Annotated in this window: 12 protein-coding genes; 6 read left to right on the top strand and 6 right to left on the bottom strand. The window is 72.0% G+C overall.

The window, feature by feature from the left end; translation table 11 throughout:
• Positions 1 to 199: 199 nt before the first annotated feature.
• Positions 200 to 3,109: an FxSxx-COOH system tetratricopeptide repeat protein gene (fxsT, locus tag F6W97_RS14065; protein WP_155370754.1), complete on the top strand. Its 2,910-nt coding sequence runs from the start codon at positions 200 to 202 to the stop codon at positions 3,107 to 3,109.
• A gap of 32 nt (positions 3,110 to 3,141) precedes the next feature.
• Entirely contained in the window at positions 3,142 to 3,912 is a 771-nt protein-coding gene (locus tag F6W97_RS14060; RefSeq protein WP_155370753.1) for a CYTH domain-containing protein, read from the top strand.
• On the opposite strand, the gene F6W97_RS14055 is transcribed toward F6W97_RS14060, so the two are convergent.
• The 3 genes from F6W97_RS14055 to F6W97_RS14045 are packed head-to-tail and all read right to left on the bottom strand — an operon-like array spanning position 3,903 to position 7,167.
• Positions 3,903 to 4,805 carry a patatin-like phospholipase family protein gene (locus tag F6W97_RS14055; protein ID WP_155370752.1) on the bottom strand — a complete coding sequence of 301 codons (903 nt, stop codon included), beginning with the start codon at positions 4,803 to 4,805 and terminating at the stop codon, positions 3,903 to 3,905. The two genes, F6W97_RS14060 and F6W97_RS14055, sit on opposite strands and share 10 nt — an antisense overlap.
• Before the next feature lie 23 nt (positions 4,806 to 4,828).
• Positions 4,829 to 6,103: a hypothetical protein gene (locus tag F6W97_RS14050; protein ID WP_155370751.1), complete on the bottom strand. Its 1,275-nt coding sequence runs from the start codon at positions 6,101 to 6,103 to the stop codon at positions 4,829 to 4,831.
• Positions 6,103 to 7,167 (bottom strand): fatty acid desaturase family protein, encoded by a 1,065-nt coding sequence (locus F6W97_RS14045; protein WP_155370750.1) that lies wholly within the window; start codon positions 7,165 to 7,167, stop codon positions 6,103 to 6,105. The genes F6W97_RS14050 and F6W97_RS14045 overlap by 1 nt, the downstream gene beginning before the upstream one ends.
• A 207-nt stretch (positions 7,168 to 7,374) precedes the next feature.
• Between F6W97_RS14045 and F6W97_RS14040 the strand changes: the two genes are divergently transcribed.
• A complete protein-coding gene (locus tag F6W97_RS14040; protein WP_155370749.1) occupies positions 7,375 to 7,551 on the top strand; it encodes a hypothetical protein in 177 nt (58 codons plus the stop codon).
• Between the two features lie 79 nt (positions 7,552 to 7,630).
• On the opposite strand, the gene F6W97_RS14035 is transcribed toward F6W97_RS14040, so the two are convergent.
• Entirely contained in the window at positions 7,631 to 8,497 is an 867-nt protein-coding gene (locus tag F6W97_RS14035) for a sulfotransferase domain-containing protein (RefSeq protein ID WP_196279134.1), read from the bottom strand.
• A 240-nt stretch (positions 8,498 to 8,737) separates the two neighbouring features.
• On the opposite strand from F6W97_RS14035, the gene F6W97_RS14030 reads away from it, so the two are divergent.
• A complete protein-coding gene (locus F6W97_RS14030) occupies positions 8,738 to 10,360 on the top strand; it encodes an ankyrin repeat domain-containing protein (RefSeq protein WP_155370747.1) in 1,623 nt (540 codons plus the stop codon).
• 26 nt (positions 10,361 to 10,386) lie between these two features.
• Here the strand turns inward: F6W97_RS14030 and F6W97_RS14025 are convergent, their stop codons facing one another.
• The gene (locus F6W97_RS14025) at positions 10,387 to 11,196 is read right to left on the bottom strand and encodes a DUF6585 family protein (RefSeq protein WP_155370746.1); all 810 of its coding nucleotides are present in this window, start codon (positions 11,194 to 11,196) and stop codon (positions 10,387 to 10,389) included.
• A gap of 295 nt (positions 11,197 to 11,491) precedes the next feature.
• On the opposite strand from F6W97_RS14025, the gene F6W97_RS14020 reads away from it, so the two are divergent.
• Positions 11,492 to 12,940, top strand: a complete 1,449-nt coding sequence (locus tag F6W97_RS14020; protein ID WP_155370745.1) for a hypothetical protein — start codon at positions 11,492 to 11,494, stop codon at positions 12,938 to 12,940.
• A gap of 155 nt (positions 12,941 to 13,095) precedes the next feature.
• Here F6W97_RS14020 and F6W97_RS14015 read toward each other — a convergent pair whose 3' ends face one another.
• Positions 13,096 to 13,857 (bottom strand): cutinase family protein, encoded by a 762-nt coding sequence (locus F6W97_RS14015; RefSeq protein WP_196279133.1) that lies wholly within the window; start codon positions 13,855 to 13,857, stop codon positions 13,096 to 13,098.
• A 169-nt stretch (positions 13,858 to 14,026) separates the two neighbouring features.
• On the opposite strand from F6W97_RS14015, the gene F6W97_RS14010 reads away from it, so the two are divergent.
• On the top strand, positions 14,027 to 14,485 hold the full coding sequence (locus F6W97_RS14010) for a hypothetical protein (protein WP_155370743.1): 459 nt from the start codon (positions 14,027 to 14,029) through the stop codon (positions 14,483 to 14,485).
• The last annotated feature ends 63 nt before the right edge of the window (positions 14,486 to 14,548 follow it).

Raw genomic sequence — 14,548 nt, 5'->3', positions numbered from 1 at the left:
GCGCCCTCCGGCTGGTCGGCGAGCCGACCGCCGGTCGATGCCCCTTGACCAGCGCTTCGCGCCCGCGACGTCGACCGGTGCGGGTGCCGGATGTTGAGCACCGCGGGTCGGCGGCACACCATGCGTTAATGGACCGCGGTCGAGGCCCGCCCGCCATAGGATTGACGCCTGTCGGTGCACACCTCCAGGCGGATCTACAGTGGACATTCAGCTTCTCGGGCCGGTGAGTCTGCTCGTCGACGGCGTCGAGGCCGAAGTCGGGACGCCGCAGCGTCGCCTCGTGCTGGCCGCGCTGGCGGCCGACGCCGGCCACAGCGTCAGCGTCGGCGAGCTGAGCCGGCGGATCTGGGACGCGGCACCCCCGACCGATCCGCGGCGCAGCCTCCGGCCGCACGTCAGCGGGTTGCGGCGGCTGCTGGCGCAGGGCGCCGGACCGCGGCACGGGGCGTCGCTGGAGCACGCGCACGGCGGATACACCCTGCGGATCGCCCGGGACCGGGTCGACGTGCTGCAGTTCCTGGCGCTCACCCGGCAGGCCGCGCAGGCCCCGGCCGGCAGCAGCCGGCTGCGCGAGCTGCTGGGCCGCGCGCACAGCCTGTGGCGCGGCGAGGCGCTGGCCGGGCTGACCGGGGAATGGGCCGACGCCACCCGTCACAGCTGGCTGATCAAACGGGTGGCGGCCCTGGTGGCCTGGGCGCAGGCCGAGGTCGAGGCGGGTGACGCCACCACGGTCATCGGACCGCTGGCCGACTTCGTGGCCGGCGAGCCGCTGGAGCAGAAAGCCGTCGGCGCCCTGATGCGGGCGTTGTTCGCCGCCGGGGACGGAGCCCAGGCGGTGGAGCTGTTCGAGATGACCCGGGAGCGGCTCGCCGACAGGCTCGGCATGTCACCGGACCCGCAGCTGAGCGAGCTGCACGTGGCCATCCTGCGCGGGCGTGTCGACTGGCAGGCGCCCCGGCCGCCGGCCGTCCGGCCGGACCCGGCGTGGCCGCACGCGGTGGGCACCCTGCCGCCGCGTGCCGACGCCTTCCAGATCCGGGCGGCGGCGGGGATCCTCGACGGCGCGGCCCAGCCGGGACGGACCGTCGTGCTCACCCACGTGGTCGCCGGGCTGGGCGGGGTCGGCAAGACCCAGCTGGCCGCCGACCTGGCCCGGCGGCTGTGGGACCGGGATGCGCTGGACCTGCTGGTGTGGGCCTCGGCGCTGAGCCGCGACTCGGTCGTGTCGGCGTACGCGCAGACGGGAACGGACCTGGCGATCGGGCCCGACGGCGAGGAGCCCGAACGCACGGTCGCCCGGTTCATGTCCTGGCTGGCCCGCACGGAACGGCGCTGGCTGATCGTGCTGGACGACGTGACCAATCCCGCCGACATCCGCGATCTGTGGCCGCCGGAGCGCCCCAACGGCCGGGTCGTGGTCACCACCCGCCGCCGGGACGCGGGTCTGCTGGCCGGCCGCAACCTCGTGGAGATCGACGTCTTCACCGCCCGGGAAGCCGCGGGCTATCTGGAGCGCAGGATCCCGGCCCGGCTGGCCGACGACATCCCCGGCGTCGCCGACGACCTGGGGGCCCTGCCGCTGGCGTTGTCGCACGCGGCCGCGTACATCGCCGACCAGGGTCTGACGTGCACCGACTACCGGATCCGGTTCGCCGACCGGCGGCGGCGGCTGGCGGACCTGTTCCCGCACCCGGACACCCTCGCCGACAGCAGCGCCCAGACCGTCGCGACGACCTGGAACCTGTCCGTCGAAGCGGCGGACGCGCTGCCGCCGGCCGGGTTGGCCCGGCCGCTGCTGGAGATCGCGGCGGCGCTGCAGCCCAACGGCATCCCGGAGGAGGTCTTCAACGCGCAGGCGTGCCGTGCGTACGTGGCCGAGCGCAGCGGCCGCCGGCCCGATCCCGCCGACATCTGGGACGGGCTGCGCAGCCTGCACCGGTTCCACCTGATCACCCACGAGGACGGCGTCGTGCGGGTGCACGCGCTGGTCCAGCGGGCGGTCCGGGAAGGGCTGGGCCAGGCGCAGGCCAACGCGGTCGCCGGGGCGGCGGCCGACGCCCTCATCCAGACCTGGCCTGCCGCCGACCACGACGCCGGCCATCTCATGCGCGCGAACGCGATGGCACTGCAGGACAACTGGCAGGACGCGATCTGGAACGCCGAGCACGGCATGCATCCGGTGATGCTGCGCACCATCGAAAGCCTCGGCGCGGCCGTGCAGCTCACCGAGGCGATCCGGCTGTGCCGGGAGCTGAGCGGCCTGGCGGCGAGCCTGCTCGGCCCGGTGCACCGGGACACCCTGACGTTGCGCAACCAGCTCGCCACCTGGCTCGGGGACGCGGGGTTCGTCGCTGAGGCGACCGAGCACATCGAGGAGCTGGCCGCCGACGTGGTCAGCGCGCTGGGCGCGGAGCATCCGCTCGCGCTGAAGGCCCGGCGCACGCTGGGCTACCAGCACGGGCTGGCGGGGTATCCGGCGCGGGCGGTGGCGGGGATCGAACCGGTCCTCGGCGCGCTGCTGCGCACGCTCGGCCCGGACCACCTGGAGGTGATCTACACGCGAAGCCAGCTGGCCTACTGGTGCGGCAAGTCCGGCGACGTGGAGCGGGCGGTCGCGGAGTACGACACCCTCCTGCCGCAGGCGACGCGTGTGCTCGGCCCCGACAGCCGTCTGACGCTGGACATCCGTGCCGGGCTGTGGAAATGGCGGGCCGAGGCAGGCGACCCGGCCGGCGCCGCGGCGGCGTATCAGGACCTGGTCACCGACGCGGAGACTGTCCTCGGGCGGGACCACCGTGACGTGTCCCTCTACCGCCACCACCTCGCCACCGCCCAGGCCCGCGCGGGCCACCTCCAGGAGGCGGCGGCGACGTTCGCGCAACTGACCGTCCAGCGGCTGAGAGTCTTCGGGCCCCACCACCGCGACACGCTGGCGACCCGGCGTGAACACGGCCGCGTCCAGCTGCGCCTGGGCAACCCCGGTGCGGCGGTGGAGGAGTTCGAGCAGGTGGTAGCCGGAATGGCCAGGCTGCTCGGCGACACCCACCCCGACACCCTGCGGGACCGTCAGGAACTCGACCTGGCGCGTGCCGAGGCCGAGACCCGGTAACCGGGATCGCGGTGTGCTCGTTGCCATCACACGTGACCCCTGAAATCGGACAGCACGACAACGCCCGGTACGCCGTGCCCGACGTCCCGGCGCTGCTCGACGCCTGCGACTCGGTTGAGCTCAAGGCCGTGATGGCCGAGGCGGAGGGTCGCCGTACGGCGGAGTCGCTGGGTTTCGATCTCGGCAAGGCGCTGACCAGCCAGGTCTACTACCTGGACACGCCGGGGCTGGCGCTGGAGGCGGCCGGGCTGATCGTGCGGATCCGCCGTACGGGTGACGCCGGAGCCGACGCGACGGTGCGCATCCGCCCCGCCGACCCGGCTGCGCTGGATCCGGAGCTGCGCCGCCGCAAGGGCTTCCACGTCGAGCTGGACATGGTCTGCGACGGGTTCGTCTGCTCGGCGTCGCTGAAGACCAGGCTGGCCGGGGCGACCGTGCAGGAGGCGGCGGCCGGCCGCACACCACCGGGTGCGCTGTTCACCCCGCGGCAGCGGCGGCTGTTCCAGAACTACGCGCCGCACGGCGTACCGCTCGACGGGCTGTCGCTGTTCGGCCCGGTGCTGGTGCGGCGGCTGTCCGGCACCGCCCGCGGCTGGCCCCACCCGCTGGCGGTGCAGTTGTGGGAGTTCCCGGGCGAGCCGCTGCTGGAACTGTCCACCAAGATCGACGCTGCGGACGCGGCGGCATCCGTGGCGCGCTGGCCGTCGTTCCTGGATCTGCACCGGGTGATCCCGAGGCTGTTCCGGCACACGAAGGCGCAGACGGCGCTGCGCGTGTCGGCGCCGCGGCCCGCCTACGGCTGAGCGCCGGGCGCGATGCCGGCCAGCTCACCGGCGGCGGCCAGCGCGCGTACGCCGTCCGTGTAGCCCATCTCCTCCAGGCGCAGCAGGCGCTGCCGGCGGGTTTCCAGCCGCGAGCCCACCGCGCCCTGGTCGGCCGGTGCGATGCGGATGATCCGCACCCCCGCGACCGTCCCGGCGACGGCCAGCGCCTCGCTGGCGGCGGCCAGCGGATTGCGTGTCAGCAGCAGGTGTTTGACGTCCGCCGACAGCACGAACGGGGTCAGCCTGATCGCGGCGCGTTCCAGCGGGCTCTCCAGCTCGATGCCCAGAAACGACTGCGCCACGCTCGACACCGCGATGACCACGTCCGGGCTGCGGCGCAGCGCCCGCAGCAGCGGCAGCGGATCGCTGATGCCGCCGTCGAGGTAACGGCGGCCGTCCAGCACCACCCGCTTGGGGTAGAGCACCGGCAGCGCCATCGTGGCCCGTAGTGCCTGGTAGAGCTCGTCGTCGTCGCCCTGGGCCACGTCGACGTAGCGGGGCGCGCCGGTGCGGGCGTCGGTCATGCCGACCTCGAACACCGTGCCGCGCTCGGCCAGCCAGCGCGCCGACAGCCCGGTGACCTCGCGCATGGTCGTGGTCAGGTAGTCGACGTCGACCACGTTCCACGGCCGCAGCGGGTTGACGAACCGCCGGCCCGCCAGCCGGTCCAGCAGCTCGTCGCGGACCTTGTCGAGGGCGGGGCCGGTCGGGTCGGCCAGGTGCGCGCCGAGCAGGACCCCCGAGACGCATCCGGCGCTGGCGGTGTGCACGGTGCGCACCTGTTCGGCCAGCCCGGCGTCGACCAGCGCGCGGACGGCGCCCAGGCAGTAGATCGAGCGCATCGCGCCGCCCTGAACGGCCAGTGAGATCATGGTGGTCCCTTGCTGGATGCGGGTCACTGGAAGTACTCCAGGAGCGGGATGACGATCGCCGAGAGCGTGCCCAGCAGCGAGAGCACGCCCGCGATCAGCCACTTCTGCCGGATCGGGGTATTGGGGATCATGGAGATGTACTCCAGCTGCCGGTAGGAGACCAGCAGCAGGAGCAGCCGGTCCGTGTCGCGCAGGTGCGGGTCGTCGCGGCCGGGCTGGCGCGGCACGCCGTCCAGTGGCGCGCGTACGTCGAAGCGCTGCTCGACCGCGGCCAGCTGCCTGCTGATCCGCGCGCCGACCTGCAGCGCCTGCTCGTTCTTGCTCTCGTTGACCTGGCGGCGGAAGTTCGTCTCGACCGAGAAGTAGACGTACACGACGATGCCGACGAAGATCAGCAGCACGACGACGGTGGCCACGGTGCCCACCGACGGCAGCAGGAAGAATGAGAACGTCCACGCGCTGAGCAGCGTGCAGACCAGGCCCGCCTGCAGGTTGGTGATCACCTGGCGCAGCCGGCTCCAGCCGAAGAAGCCGTCGGGGTTGAGCGGGTTCGCGGTGAAGTCGTACTTCTGTTGGCGGTGCAGCCGCCGCAGGAAGCTGACGTAGGTCAGGCCGAGGACGGCCTCGACGTACACCATGTAGATGCCGATCCCGCCGAAGACGACCCAGACGATCCCGCCCGGCCGCAGCGGGGTCAGGCTCGCCCACCAGTGCTGGTACAGGCCGGGTCCGAGGAACGCGAACAGCTCGGCCTGCATCGACAGGTTGACCAGCACCATCAGGATCAGCGCCAGCACGAACGCCAGCGGGGAGAACCGCCCCCACCTGCTCAACCGCTCGTTCACTTCGTTGATCATCTGGGTGAGCTCCGCCCGGTTCGCGTCCTTGACCGTAACGCAGCCCGACTTCTCCAGGTCACTGTGCAGTTTGGCCGCGTCACCGTAAAGGTGGTACACCAGCGCCACCGCCGCGGCGATGGTGCAGGTCAGCACGATCGAGGGGTAGTCGCGCAGCAGCGGGACCGTCGCCGCCTCGGCCGACGGCCGGTGCGCGATGAAGTTCCAGACGTCGGCCCACAGCGCCTGGGGCGTCACCCGCCAGAACAGCAGATCACCTGCCGCCGCCGCCCAGACCACCAACCCGAAGATCAGCACCGGTACGGCCGCCGAGATCCACTGCGGGCGCGCCCTCGCGCCTCTGAGCGGACCGAGCAGCACCGGATCGATGTTGAACGGCTGCAGGTCGGGCAACGACGTCAGCGCCGTCGCCTCGGCCCGCGCGGCCTGTGTCACCGTCATCAGAGTCCCTCCGGTCGGGATAGCTGTCGCAGCAGCCGGTGATGCGAGCGCACGGCCGCCCACAGGCCCGCGTGTGCGGGCAGCTCGTAGCCGGCCTCCCGCAACGCCGCCCGCAGCCGCGCGCTCACCTCGGGCAGTTCGAAGAAGGTCAGGGTCGGCGCGAGATGATGCACGATGTGGAAGTTCACGCCGCCGCACAGCCACCACCACACGCCCCGGCCGTGGCCGACGTCGGTGGTACGCAGCAGCTGCTCGCACAGCGGCAGGCCGGGACTGCGCCCGACGGCGTCGCCGGACAGCGCGGTGTTGTGCTGCACCTGCGTGATCAGCGAGGCGAGAACCCCGGCGACCAGGTGGAACGCGATGAACACCCGCAGCGCGTTCCCAGCGCCGTGGGTCAGCACCAGGGGCGTCCACACCAGCGCGAACGGCACATACTTGTCGACCAGCAGCAGCCAGCCCGGCGGCGGACGGCGCAGCTCGATCAGCCGGGCGTACCGGCCGACGACCCGGGCCTCCTCGGGCTTGAGGATGTTCAGGGTGGCCAGCGCATACAGCGGCCAGATGTGCAGGTGCTGGGTCCGGTGCCTGCGCCGCCACGGCTGCAGCGCGCTCACCCGCACGACGTAACCCAGCTGGATGTCCGGGTCGAACTCGGGATTGCCGGGGTAGCGGTGATGCAGCCGGACATGCTTGAGCAGCCACCACCGCGGGCTGAACCCGACCGGCGCGGCGCCGAGCCGCATGAGCAGGCGGGCCAGCGGATGCCGGATGGAGGAGTGGACGCCGTCATGGAACCAGGAGCCGAGCAGCGAGGTCGTGGCGAACGCGAACAGCACGGCGAACGCCATGTCCAGCGGGTACGCCAGCCAGACCGTTCCGCCGTAGCCGACGGCCAGCGGCGCCAGCCGGGCGATCCCGTCGAGCCACATCGGTCCGGCGCCCGGCCGGGACCGCCGGGCCAGCTCGCGGGCGCGGAAGCCGCGCAGCAGCCGCTCCAGCTCCGGTGAGGCGGCCAGCGCCCGCCGGGCCGGAGCGATAGGTGCGGTCAGGACATCCGTCATCTCGTACACCTGACCAATCCGCCGTGGTCCGCGTATGGCCACGTTCAGCGGCGACGCCGAACACAGCTGTCTCGATGTGATCCCACAAAGGTGGCAGCCGGCCCGGTGCGCCGAGTTGTCGAAAGATTGCCGCGCTGGTCAGACGGCCGCACCGCCACCGCGGTGGCTGCCGGTGCCCGCCGTCGTGCAGCCGTAGACTGCCTCGACATGGACGACCTGACTTTGGACCGGCTGATCGCGAACACCCTCGTCGAGGACTACGACTGGGATGAGGAGCAGGCCGAGGAGGCGGTGGCCGCCTGGCGGGACAGCGGAGAGGACGGCGGCTGGGACGCCGCCGCGATCGCGGAGAGCATCCACCGGGCATCGGAGGACGAGGACTGAGCTCAGCCGCGTACACCCGCGCTGAACTGGTCGATCACCTGCCACCAGCCGTACCCCGGGCAAGCGGCAGGTCGACAACTCAGTCGGCTGGGTAGCCCAGCCGTTCCGCCAGGTCGCCGTAGCGTGCCCGGAAGGCCTTGCGGTGGCGCTCGGTGAAGTGGTTGCGCCAGTCGCCGGGGACGCCGTTGCGGTAGTGGTTCATCTCGTCCACGTCGCCGGGCCTGCGATCCGAGTAGGACAGCCGGGTGAACGTGTAGTGGTCCAGCGCGAGCGGCACGAACGAGCGCGGCAGCCGGCGCAGCGTGAACGCGGGCAGGGCGCGGCGGAGCCGGGCATCGCCTGGTTCGGCGCGCAGCGCGGGCAGGCGCCAGCGGATCGCGGCGGTGCGGACCCACTCGCCCAGGGCCCGGGGCGGCACCAGCAGCCCGTAGTGCTCGAAGATCCGGGTCCACACGCCGATCTGGTCGCTGATCTGGTCCTCCATCTTCAGCTCCAGGACCTCGGGCTGGTGGTAGTCCCAGGTGTTCATGTGGTCGAGGAAGTAGCCGCTGAACTCGATCTCCTCCAGCAGCCCGTCGGGGACGTCGAGTTCGAGCAGGCGCTTGCGGTGGTCGATGAGCTCGTGCCAGGTCACCCCGAGGGCGTGCACGCCGTGGGTGTTGCGATGGCTGAAGTATCCCGAGACGACGATGTCGCGCGGGTCGCGGATGACGTTGACGGTGCGCCGTGGCGGCAGGGTCTCGTAGTGCCGCTGTTCGATGTTGGTCAGCGACAGCAGGTCGACCCGCTCCTGGCGGACGAGTTCGGCCAGCGAGCCGTAGGGCGCCCACTGCTCGGGCGCGATGACCGTGAGCATGTTCAGGCCGAGCAGGGCGGCGGCCTCCCGCAGGATGGCGCGCGACCAGCTGGACGCCGCCTTGTGGCGGCCGGAGTAGACGAGCAGCACGCGACCTCCAGGATCCGTTGCATCGCGGGGTGCCGGCAGCCCGTCGGCGTCGGGCATCGACAGTGATCGAAAAAATATTTTGCAACATTGTTAACTGATAGACAAGCGCTCCAGGATGGCATCGGTTCACATCGCGTCGTCATACCTGCGACTTACGATCGGCTCCGCTTCCCGGCGGGTGGCGAGAGCGGTTCCGGAGGGCGATCATCCTCCCGGCGGAGGTCGAGGGGTGTCGGCAAGGTGGAGGGTGGACTGAGCGCCGCTTTGGGCAACCTGCGGATGGTCCGCCGCTACGGGGTTCCCGAGTGGATGATCGCCGAGTGCACCCGGGCGCGTGAGCGCGGCGATTGGCGGGCCGCGTGTGAGGCGGCCCGGGTCACGGTCTGCTTCGACGATGCCGACCCGGTCGCGGACATGCTTGCGGGTCTCGCGCCGGATCTGCTCCGCTGGCATCTGCCCCGATCGTTCAGCGGGACGGCGGCGCTGGCCGCGAGAATGACGTACGTGCTGGCTCCCGACGGGCCGGTCACCGCCGACACGGTGGTGCTCGTCGTCCGTTCACCGGCTTGGGTGACCGGGACGCAGCGGATCACGCTGGCCGCTGAGCGGGTCGGTGACCTCGCGGAGGGGCACGTCTTCCCGCTTCCGCGGTACCTGTGGGACGCCCGCCGGGTGGGCGAGCTGCGGGCTGCCTTGCGCGGGTTCGCCGCAGGGCCTTCCGGGGTCGCCTCAGCGGAGGATCCGTCGTGGTTCGGCGGGCCGGGGGCGGACGGGGAGCCTTCGCGGGCCGCTCGATCGGTCTATCCGGCCGGACCGGTCGAGGCGTGGTCCGCGGCCGGGTGGCTGATCGACGAGTCGGCGGCCGGCTACTGGTGGCCATCGCAACTCGACCTGCTGCGTCTTGCGGATGCGCAGTTCGCGGTCGCTGAGTTGCGACGTGTCACGGCCCAGTTCGGCGGCACGTCGTACGGACTGCGCGGCGCCGGCCGGCGTTGGCGCCGGCCGAGCGACGTGTGCCCGCGTCTCGAGGTGGCCGGGGGTCGTCACCGGCTCCGCCTCGGCGCGGCGGCGCCGTGTCAGCCGGTTTCGATCAAGGCGGAACTCTGCCTGCATCCGGCGTTGTTACGTCCGCCGCTCGACGTGGACCTCCTCCGGCAGGGCCGGATCGGCGTCATGGACCTGCATCCGCTGGTTCGGTCAGCCCTGTTCCCGTCCACGGATCGCGTCCAGCCCCGGCCCGATCCAGAAGTCTCCATCGTTCCACCTGGTCTAGACACCGAGCAGCGGTTCCGTGTCCGCTGCGGCGGCCAGTGGCACTGGATCGGCGTGCGTGGCGGGCGTCTCGCACTGATCCACCACACCGCGGCCGAACGTCGGCGCGAGCGCGCCCTGCGTGCTTTCGGTGGGGCACTGGGCGGCTGTTTCAGAGCCGAGATCGCATGGCACGACAGCGACGGGGCCGTGCCGAGACGTCTGCGCGCCTACCGCGATGATCTTTGGCGGCGGATGGAGCATGGAGGCAGCAGGGTGGTGCTCGCGCTGCTCGACGCCGGCATGGACCCGCGCATGCGGGACGGTCAGGGACGGACGCTGCTGCACCGGATCCACCAGTTCGAGTACGCGGAGCTGCTGCCGCGCCTGCTCGCCGAAGGCCTGGACGTGAACGACCGTAGCCGACGCGGCTACACGCCGATGTGCGAGGCTTTGGTTCATTCTGCGCCGACCGGCCTGCTCATGGCCTTGAACGAGGCCGGTGCGCACCCTCCGCTGTCCCTGACTGACCCGCGGACCTGGCCCGAACCCGCCTGCGGGCCGTACGCGCCGACGCCGGATGACGGGCCTGTGGGCTCGGGGATGGCTTAGGAACCGCGCGGCAGGCGAGTACCAGGTCAGGGGCGACTTTCCCGGCCCGGTTCAGAGGGTGTGACGGGAGGGTCGGAGCCTTCGGACGCCTGCCGCAGCTCCGGCCAGTGCGCGATCAGGTGGGTCAGCACGGTGCGGTCGGGAAGGGCGCTGAGCAGCTGTGAGACGACCGGACTGCGGCCACCGGTCCAGATCTTCAGGCGGGTCTTGCCGAACTCGATCCGGGTGATGCCGCCCCACGGCACCAGCAGCTCTCGCCAGCGCACGCCCTCATCCATCAGCGTGACGGGCCCGAAGGTCACGACACCGGTGGTGCGAAGTTCGTCGAGCCTGCGCGGCAGCACCAGCGCGGAGACCTGCTGGTCGACGAACGCCACGAGTTCCGGCAGCTCCTGGTAGCGGGGCTTGGCCAGGTCGACGACCTCGCCACCGGCCAGGTCGAGGCGGCACTGCGGCACCTCGGCGTACGCGGTGCCGAGGTTGACGACCCTGGTCCAGTACCGGACGTGGGCGATGTCGTGCCAGGTGACCAGTGACGTGACGGTGCCCCGGTGATCGACCGTCAGGGTCCCGCCGGTGTAGAGGTGGCGCCACGTGTTGGCCTTGCGCCAGGTGACCCAAGCGCCCACCGCGCCGAGCGCGAGCACGCCCACGCCCATCGCGACGACCGCACCGGCGGCGCCCGCGGCGGCCAGCAGCACGAGTCCCAGCGCGACGCAGCACACGACGATCGCGATGTCGGCGCCGACGGCGGGCCGGTAACGGCCGTGCAGCTCGCCCAGGTCGGCCTCGGCCACCGCCTGCTCGACCGAGCGTGGACCCTGCTGGCTCTCCATGCGCAAATCATGCCAAGCCCATGGTCGCGCATCAATGCCTGCGGTCGGTTTTGGCAGCATCGTCGGCGTCGGACCCGACGCCGACGATGCCGGGCGGGTTCTTTCGCGAAGCCGACCCGTCAGAGCTGGGACGTGAAGTCCGGCCCGCCCCCCGAGCGACTCGCGTGCCGCCCGCGAGAATATAGCTGTGAGCAGGCCCGACGATCGGCAAACCGGCTTGCACCGCCGGTGCGAGTCGGTGATCCTGGGCGACGCGGCGACCGGTGCCGCACCTCCCCAGCCGATCAGGAGTGCCGTGGCCGCCCAGCAGATCCTGCTCGCCCTTGCGGGCAACCCCGCGCTGCCGCCCGAGCACGTCGACCAGATCATCGCCGACGGCGACGCGGCCGTGCTGACCGCGCTCGCCGAGGAGCAGCAGCTCACGCCCCGCCAGGTCGACGCGCTCGCCGCGACCGGGCACCGCGACGTCCTGGAGCGGCTGATCATCTCGGAGCAGCTCGCGATCGGCCGGATCCCGCCCGGTGACCCGTGGCTGGCCCTGGCCGCCGTCAAGCGCGCGGACCGGCCCGACGATCTGCTCCGCTCGCTCGCGTCGAGCCCGGACGCCGCGGTTCGCGACGCCCTCGGCAGGTCCGCCTACGACCGGACCGACATCGCCGAGGCCCTGGCCGACGATGCGGACTGCTCGCTCGCCGCGCACGCCGCCGGAAACTGGGACCTGCCCGAGCACCTGGCGCTGCGCCTGGCCGCCAGGACCGAAGCGTGTGTCCGGGTCGCCGTGGCGGCGAGCCGGCACGCCCCGGCCCCGCTCCTCGCCGAGCTGATCGGCCACGGTGGAGCACCGGCGATGCGCCCCTGCCCGCACCGGCCCGACGCGCCGGCCGCCTTGCACGAGTTACGTGTGTCCGCGGCGGGAAACCCGGCGACACCCCTGGACGCGGTCGAGCCGTTCACCACCCACCCCGACCCGCGTACGGCGCTCGCGCTCGCCGCCCGCACCGACCTCCCGGCCGCGACGTACGACCGCCTCACCACGCTCGGGGACAGTCAGGTGACGGTCCGCGTCGCGATCAACTGGGCGGCCCCGCCCGACCTGCTCCGGCTCCTGTTCGACGCGGACGCGGGCCAGTGGCGGGGCGCTGTCCTGGCCAACCCCCGCACCCCGCTGGACCTGCTGGTGCGGCACAGCCGCGAGGGCGGCTCACCCAACACCGCTTTCCACCCGGACACCGACGAGGTGCGCGCCCTCGCCGCGCACGCCGACCCGCGGGTGCGGCTGGTCGCCGCCGCGAGCCACCGGCTGTCCGACGACATACGGACGGCACTGGTCGTCGACCCCGACCTCGACGTGGCCCGCCAGGCACTTCGCGCCGCGTTGTCAGGCACGCAGATCCGGGCGAGCGTCGCCCGGCACGGACCGGCGGTTTTCTCCGAGATAGCCGGACACCCGTCTTGCCCACCCGACCTCCTGCTCGTCATCGCGACACATCCCCAGGCGCCCGCCGCAGCCGTCACGGACGTCGCCTGGAACGAGGCGTCGCCGCCCGCCGCTGTCGCGGCGTGTCTGCGGGACCCGGCGAACGCGGTGTATGCGGCAGGTAACCCGGCCACGCCGCCGGACATCCTGCTGGACCTGGCCGGACACTCCGACCCCGCGGTGGTCGTGGAGGTCGCCCGCAACCGGGGACTGCCGCCGCAGGTCTGCCGACTGCTGCTGGACGCGGCCACGGGTGGAGCACTATAGAACGGGGCAATGCCGGACTCGGCCCCCGTGCGCCGTGGACGGTGCGACATTCGAAAAGCACCTGACGCCTGTCCGGAAGGTCTCCACGTGCGGCATCGTCGGCGTCGGGTCCGGCGCCGACGATGCCGGGCGGGTTCTTTCGCGGAGCCGGCCCGTCAGAGCTTGGAGAGGATGAAGCTCTTCGCCGAGGTCTGCACCGCCGACGTCTGGTACCTGGTGCCGTGCACGTCGTTGGGGTCGCTGGTGTTCTGGCACCACTTGTCGCTGGCGTAGCAGTAGGAGCGCAGCCGGGAGTTGAACTCGCTGAGCACACCCGCGGCACGGGGCCAGGTGCCGGTGCCGGTGGCGCCGCCGACGTTGAAGGGCTCGCCCTTGCGGTAGGTGGGGTCGCCGAAGAACACGACGGCCGCGATCCGGCTGCGGTAGGCCGCCGCGATCCGGTTGGCCGAGTCGCTGGCCAGCGCGTCGCCGATGACGTGCGCGCCCTGGGAGTATCCGACCAGGACGAACCTGGTGGCGTACGAGCACTGGCTGCCGAGTGAGGTGACCAGGTTCTTGAGGTTGACCGTGCCGTCGTGCTGGCTGATCGGGTAGATCGGCGCGATGGCGGTCGCCGGGTACTTCACCGCGATGCGGCGCGCGCTGTAGGACGTCTCGATGACGGTGCTGGAGGTCAGATTGAGCCGGCCGCCGAAGCCACCGCTGGCGTAGTTGTAGGACCCGCCGCCCGAGCCGGCGGCCTCGTTGGTGCCGCGTACCCCGATGACGATGACGCCGGGGCAGGTCAGGGTCGAGGTCACGGCGTGGGCGGGCGTGGGTACGGCCGCACCTGCCGCCAGCGTCGCCGCCGCCAGCCCGACGGCCGCCGCCGTCCGGCGCAGCCTCCGGGCGAGCGGCCGGGAAACCATTCGATGCATCAACGACCTCCAATGGATGACTGGTGGCGTCATGATGGCACGGCCTGCGGAACCCGGCGCACATCCGGCATACAGCGGGCGCACAACCCGTCGGTTCACGCGAGCGCAGCCGGATGGTCAGCCGAAAGTGGGGCAGACGGGCGGGCCGGTGACTCGGCAGAATGCGCCGGTGCCCCCAGTCGCCGTACGCCGCTCGAAACGCCTCACCCCGCTGCCCGCCCTCGGACCGCTCTACCTCGTCGGGATCGCGATCTGCGGGGCGCTGGCCGTCGAGGCGCTCGCCGACGGCCGATACCGCGATCCGATGCTGCTCCCGCTGGCCGTCCTGTTCGCCGCCGCCTACATCGGGCTGCGCCAGGGCGTCTACCTGGCCGGAGACCAGCTGATCCTGCGGTTCGGGCTGGGCCGCACCGTCATCGGGATGAGCCAGGTGCGCGAGTTCACCATCCGCCCGCAGCCCGGCCGGGCCGCTAAGCGGCTGCTCCACCTCGAACTGCTGGACGGCACCCAGGTCCCCACGAGCGTCGGTGTCAGCCGGAACCTGTTCAGCCCGGTGGTCAGGATGCCGTTCGAGAAGCTGGTCGCGCTCGTGGAGCAACTCGACGAGCACCGCCGGCAAAGCCACTGACCGGACGTCGAGGGGGCGGGACCGGCGGCCCCGCCCCCTCGGTCTACGAGCACACCTCCCCTC

Source organism: Catellatospora vulcania, from assembly GCF_009720385.1.
In the GTDB taxonomy this organism is placed as follows: Bacteria; Actinomycetota; Actinomycetes; order Mycobacteriales; family Micromonosporaceae; genus Catellatospora; species Catellatospora vulcania.
The sequence above is the reverse complement of the archived record's forward strand: the minus strand, read 5'-3'. Positions and strand labels throughout refer to the sequence as shown.

Excerpts from the sequence above, each read along its gene's own strand:
- F6W97_RS14055 (WP_155370752.1), bottom strand. The coding sequence starts at position 4,805 with ATGATCTCACTGGCCGTTCAGGGCGGCGCGATGCGCTCGATCTACTGC.
- F6W97_RS14040 (WP_155370749.1), top strand. The coding sequence starts at position 7,375 with ATGGACGACCTGACTTTGGACCGGCTGATCGCGAACACCCTCGTCGAG.
- F6W97_RS14015 (WP_196279133.1), bottom strand. The coding sequence starts at position 13,857 with ATGCATCGAATGGTTTCCCGGCCGCTCGCCCGGAGGCTGCGCCGGACG.
- F6W97_RS14045 (WP_155370750.1), bottom strand. The coding sequence starts at position 7,167 with ATGACGGATGTCCTGACCGCACCTATCGCTCCGGCCCGGCGGGCGCTG.
- F6W97_RS14050 (WP_155370751.1), bottom strand. The coding sequence starts at position 6,103 with ATGACGGTGACACAGGCCGCGCGGGCCGAGGCGACGGCGCTGACGTCG.
- F6W97_RS14025 (WP_155370746.1), bottom strand. The coding sequence starts at position 11,196 with ATGGAGAGCCAGCAGGGTCCACGCTCGGTCGAGCAGGCGGTGGCCGAG.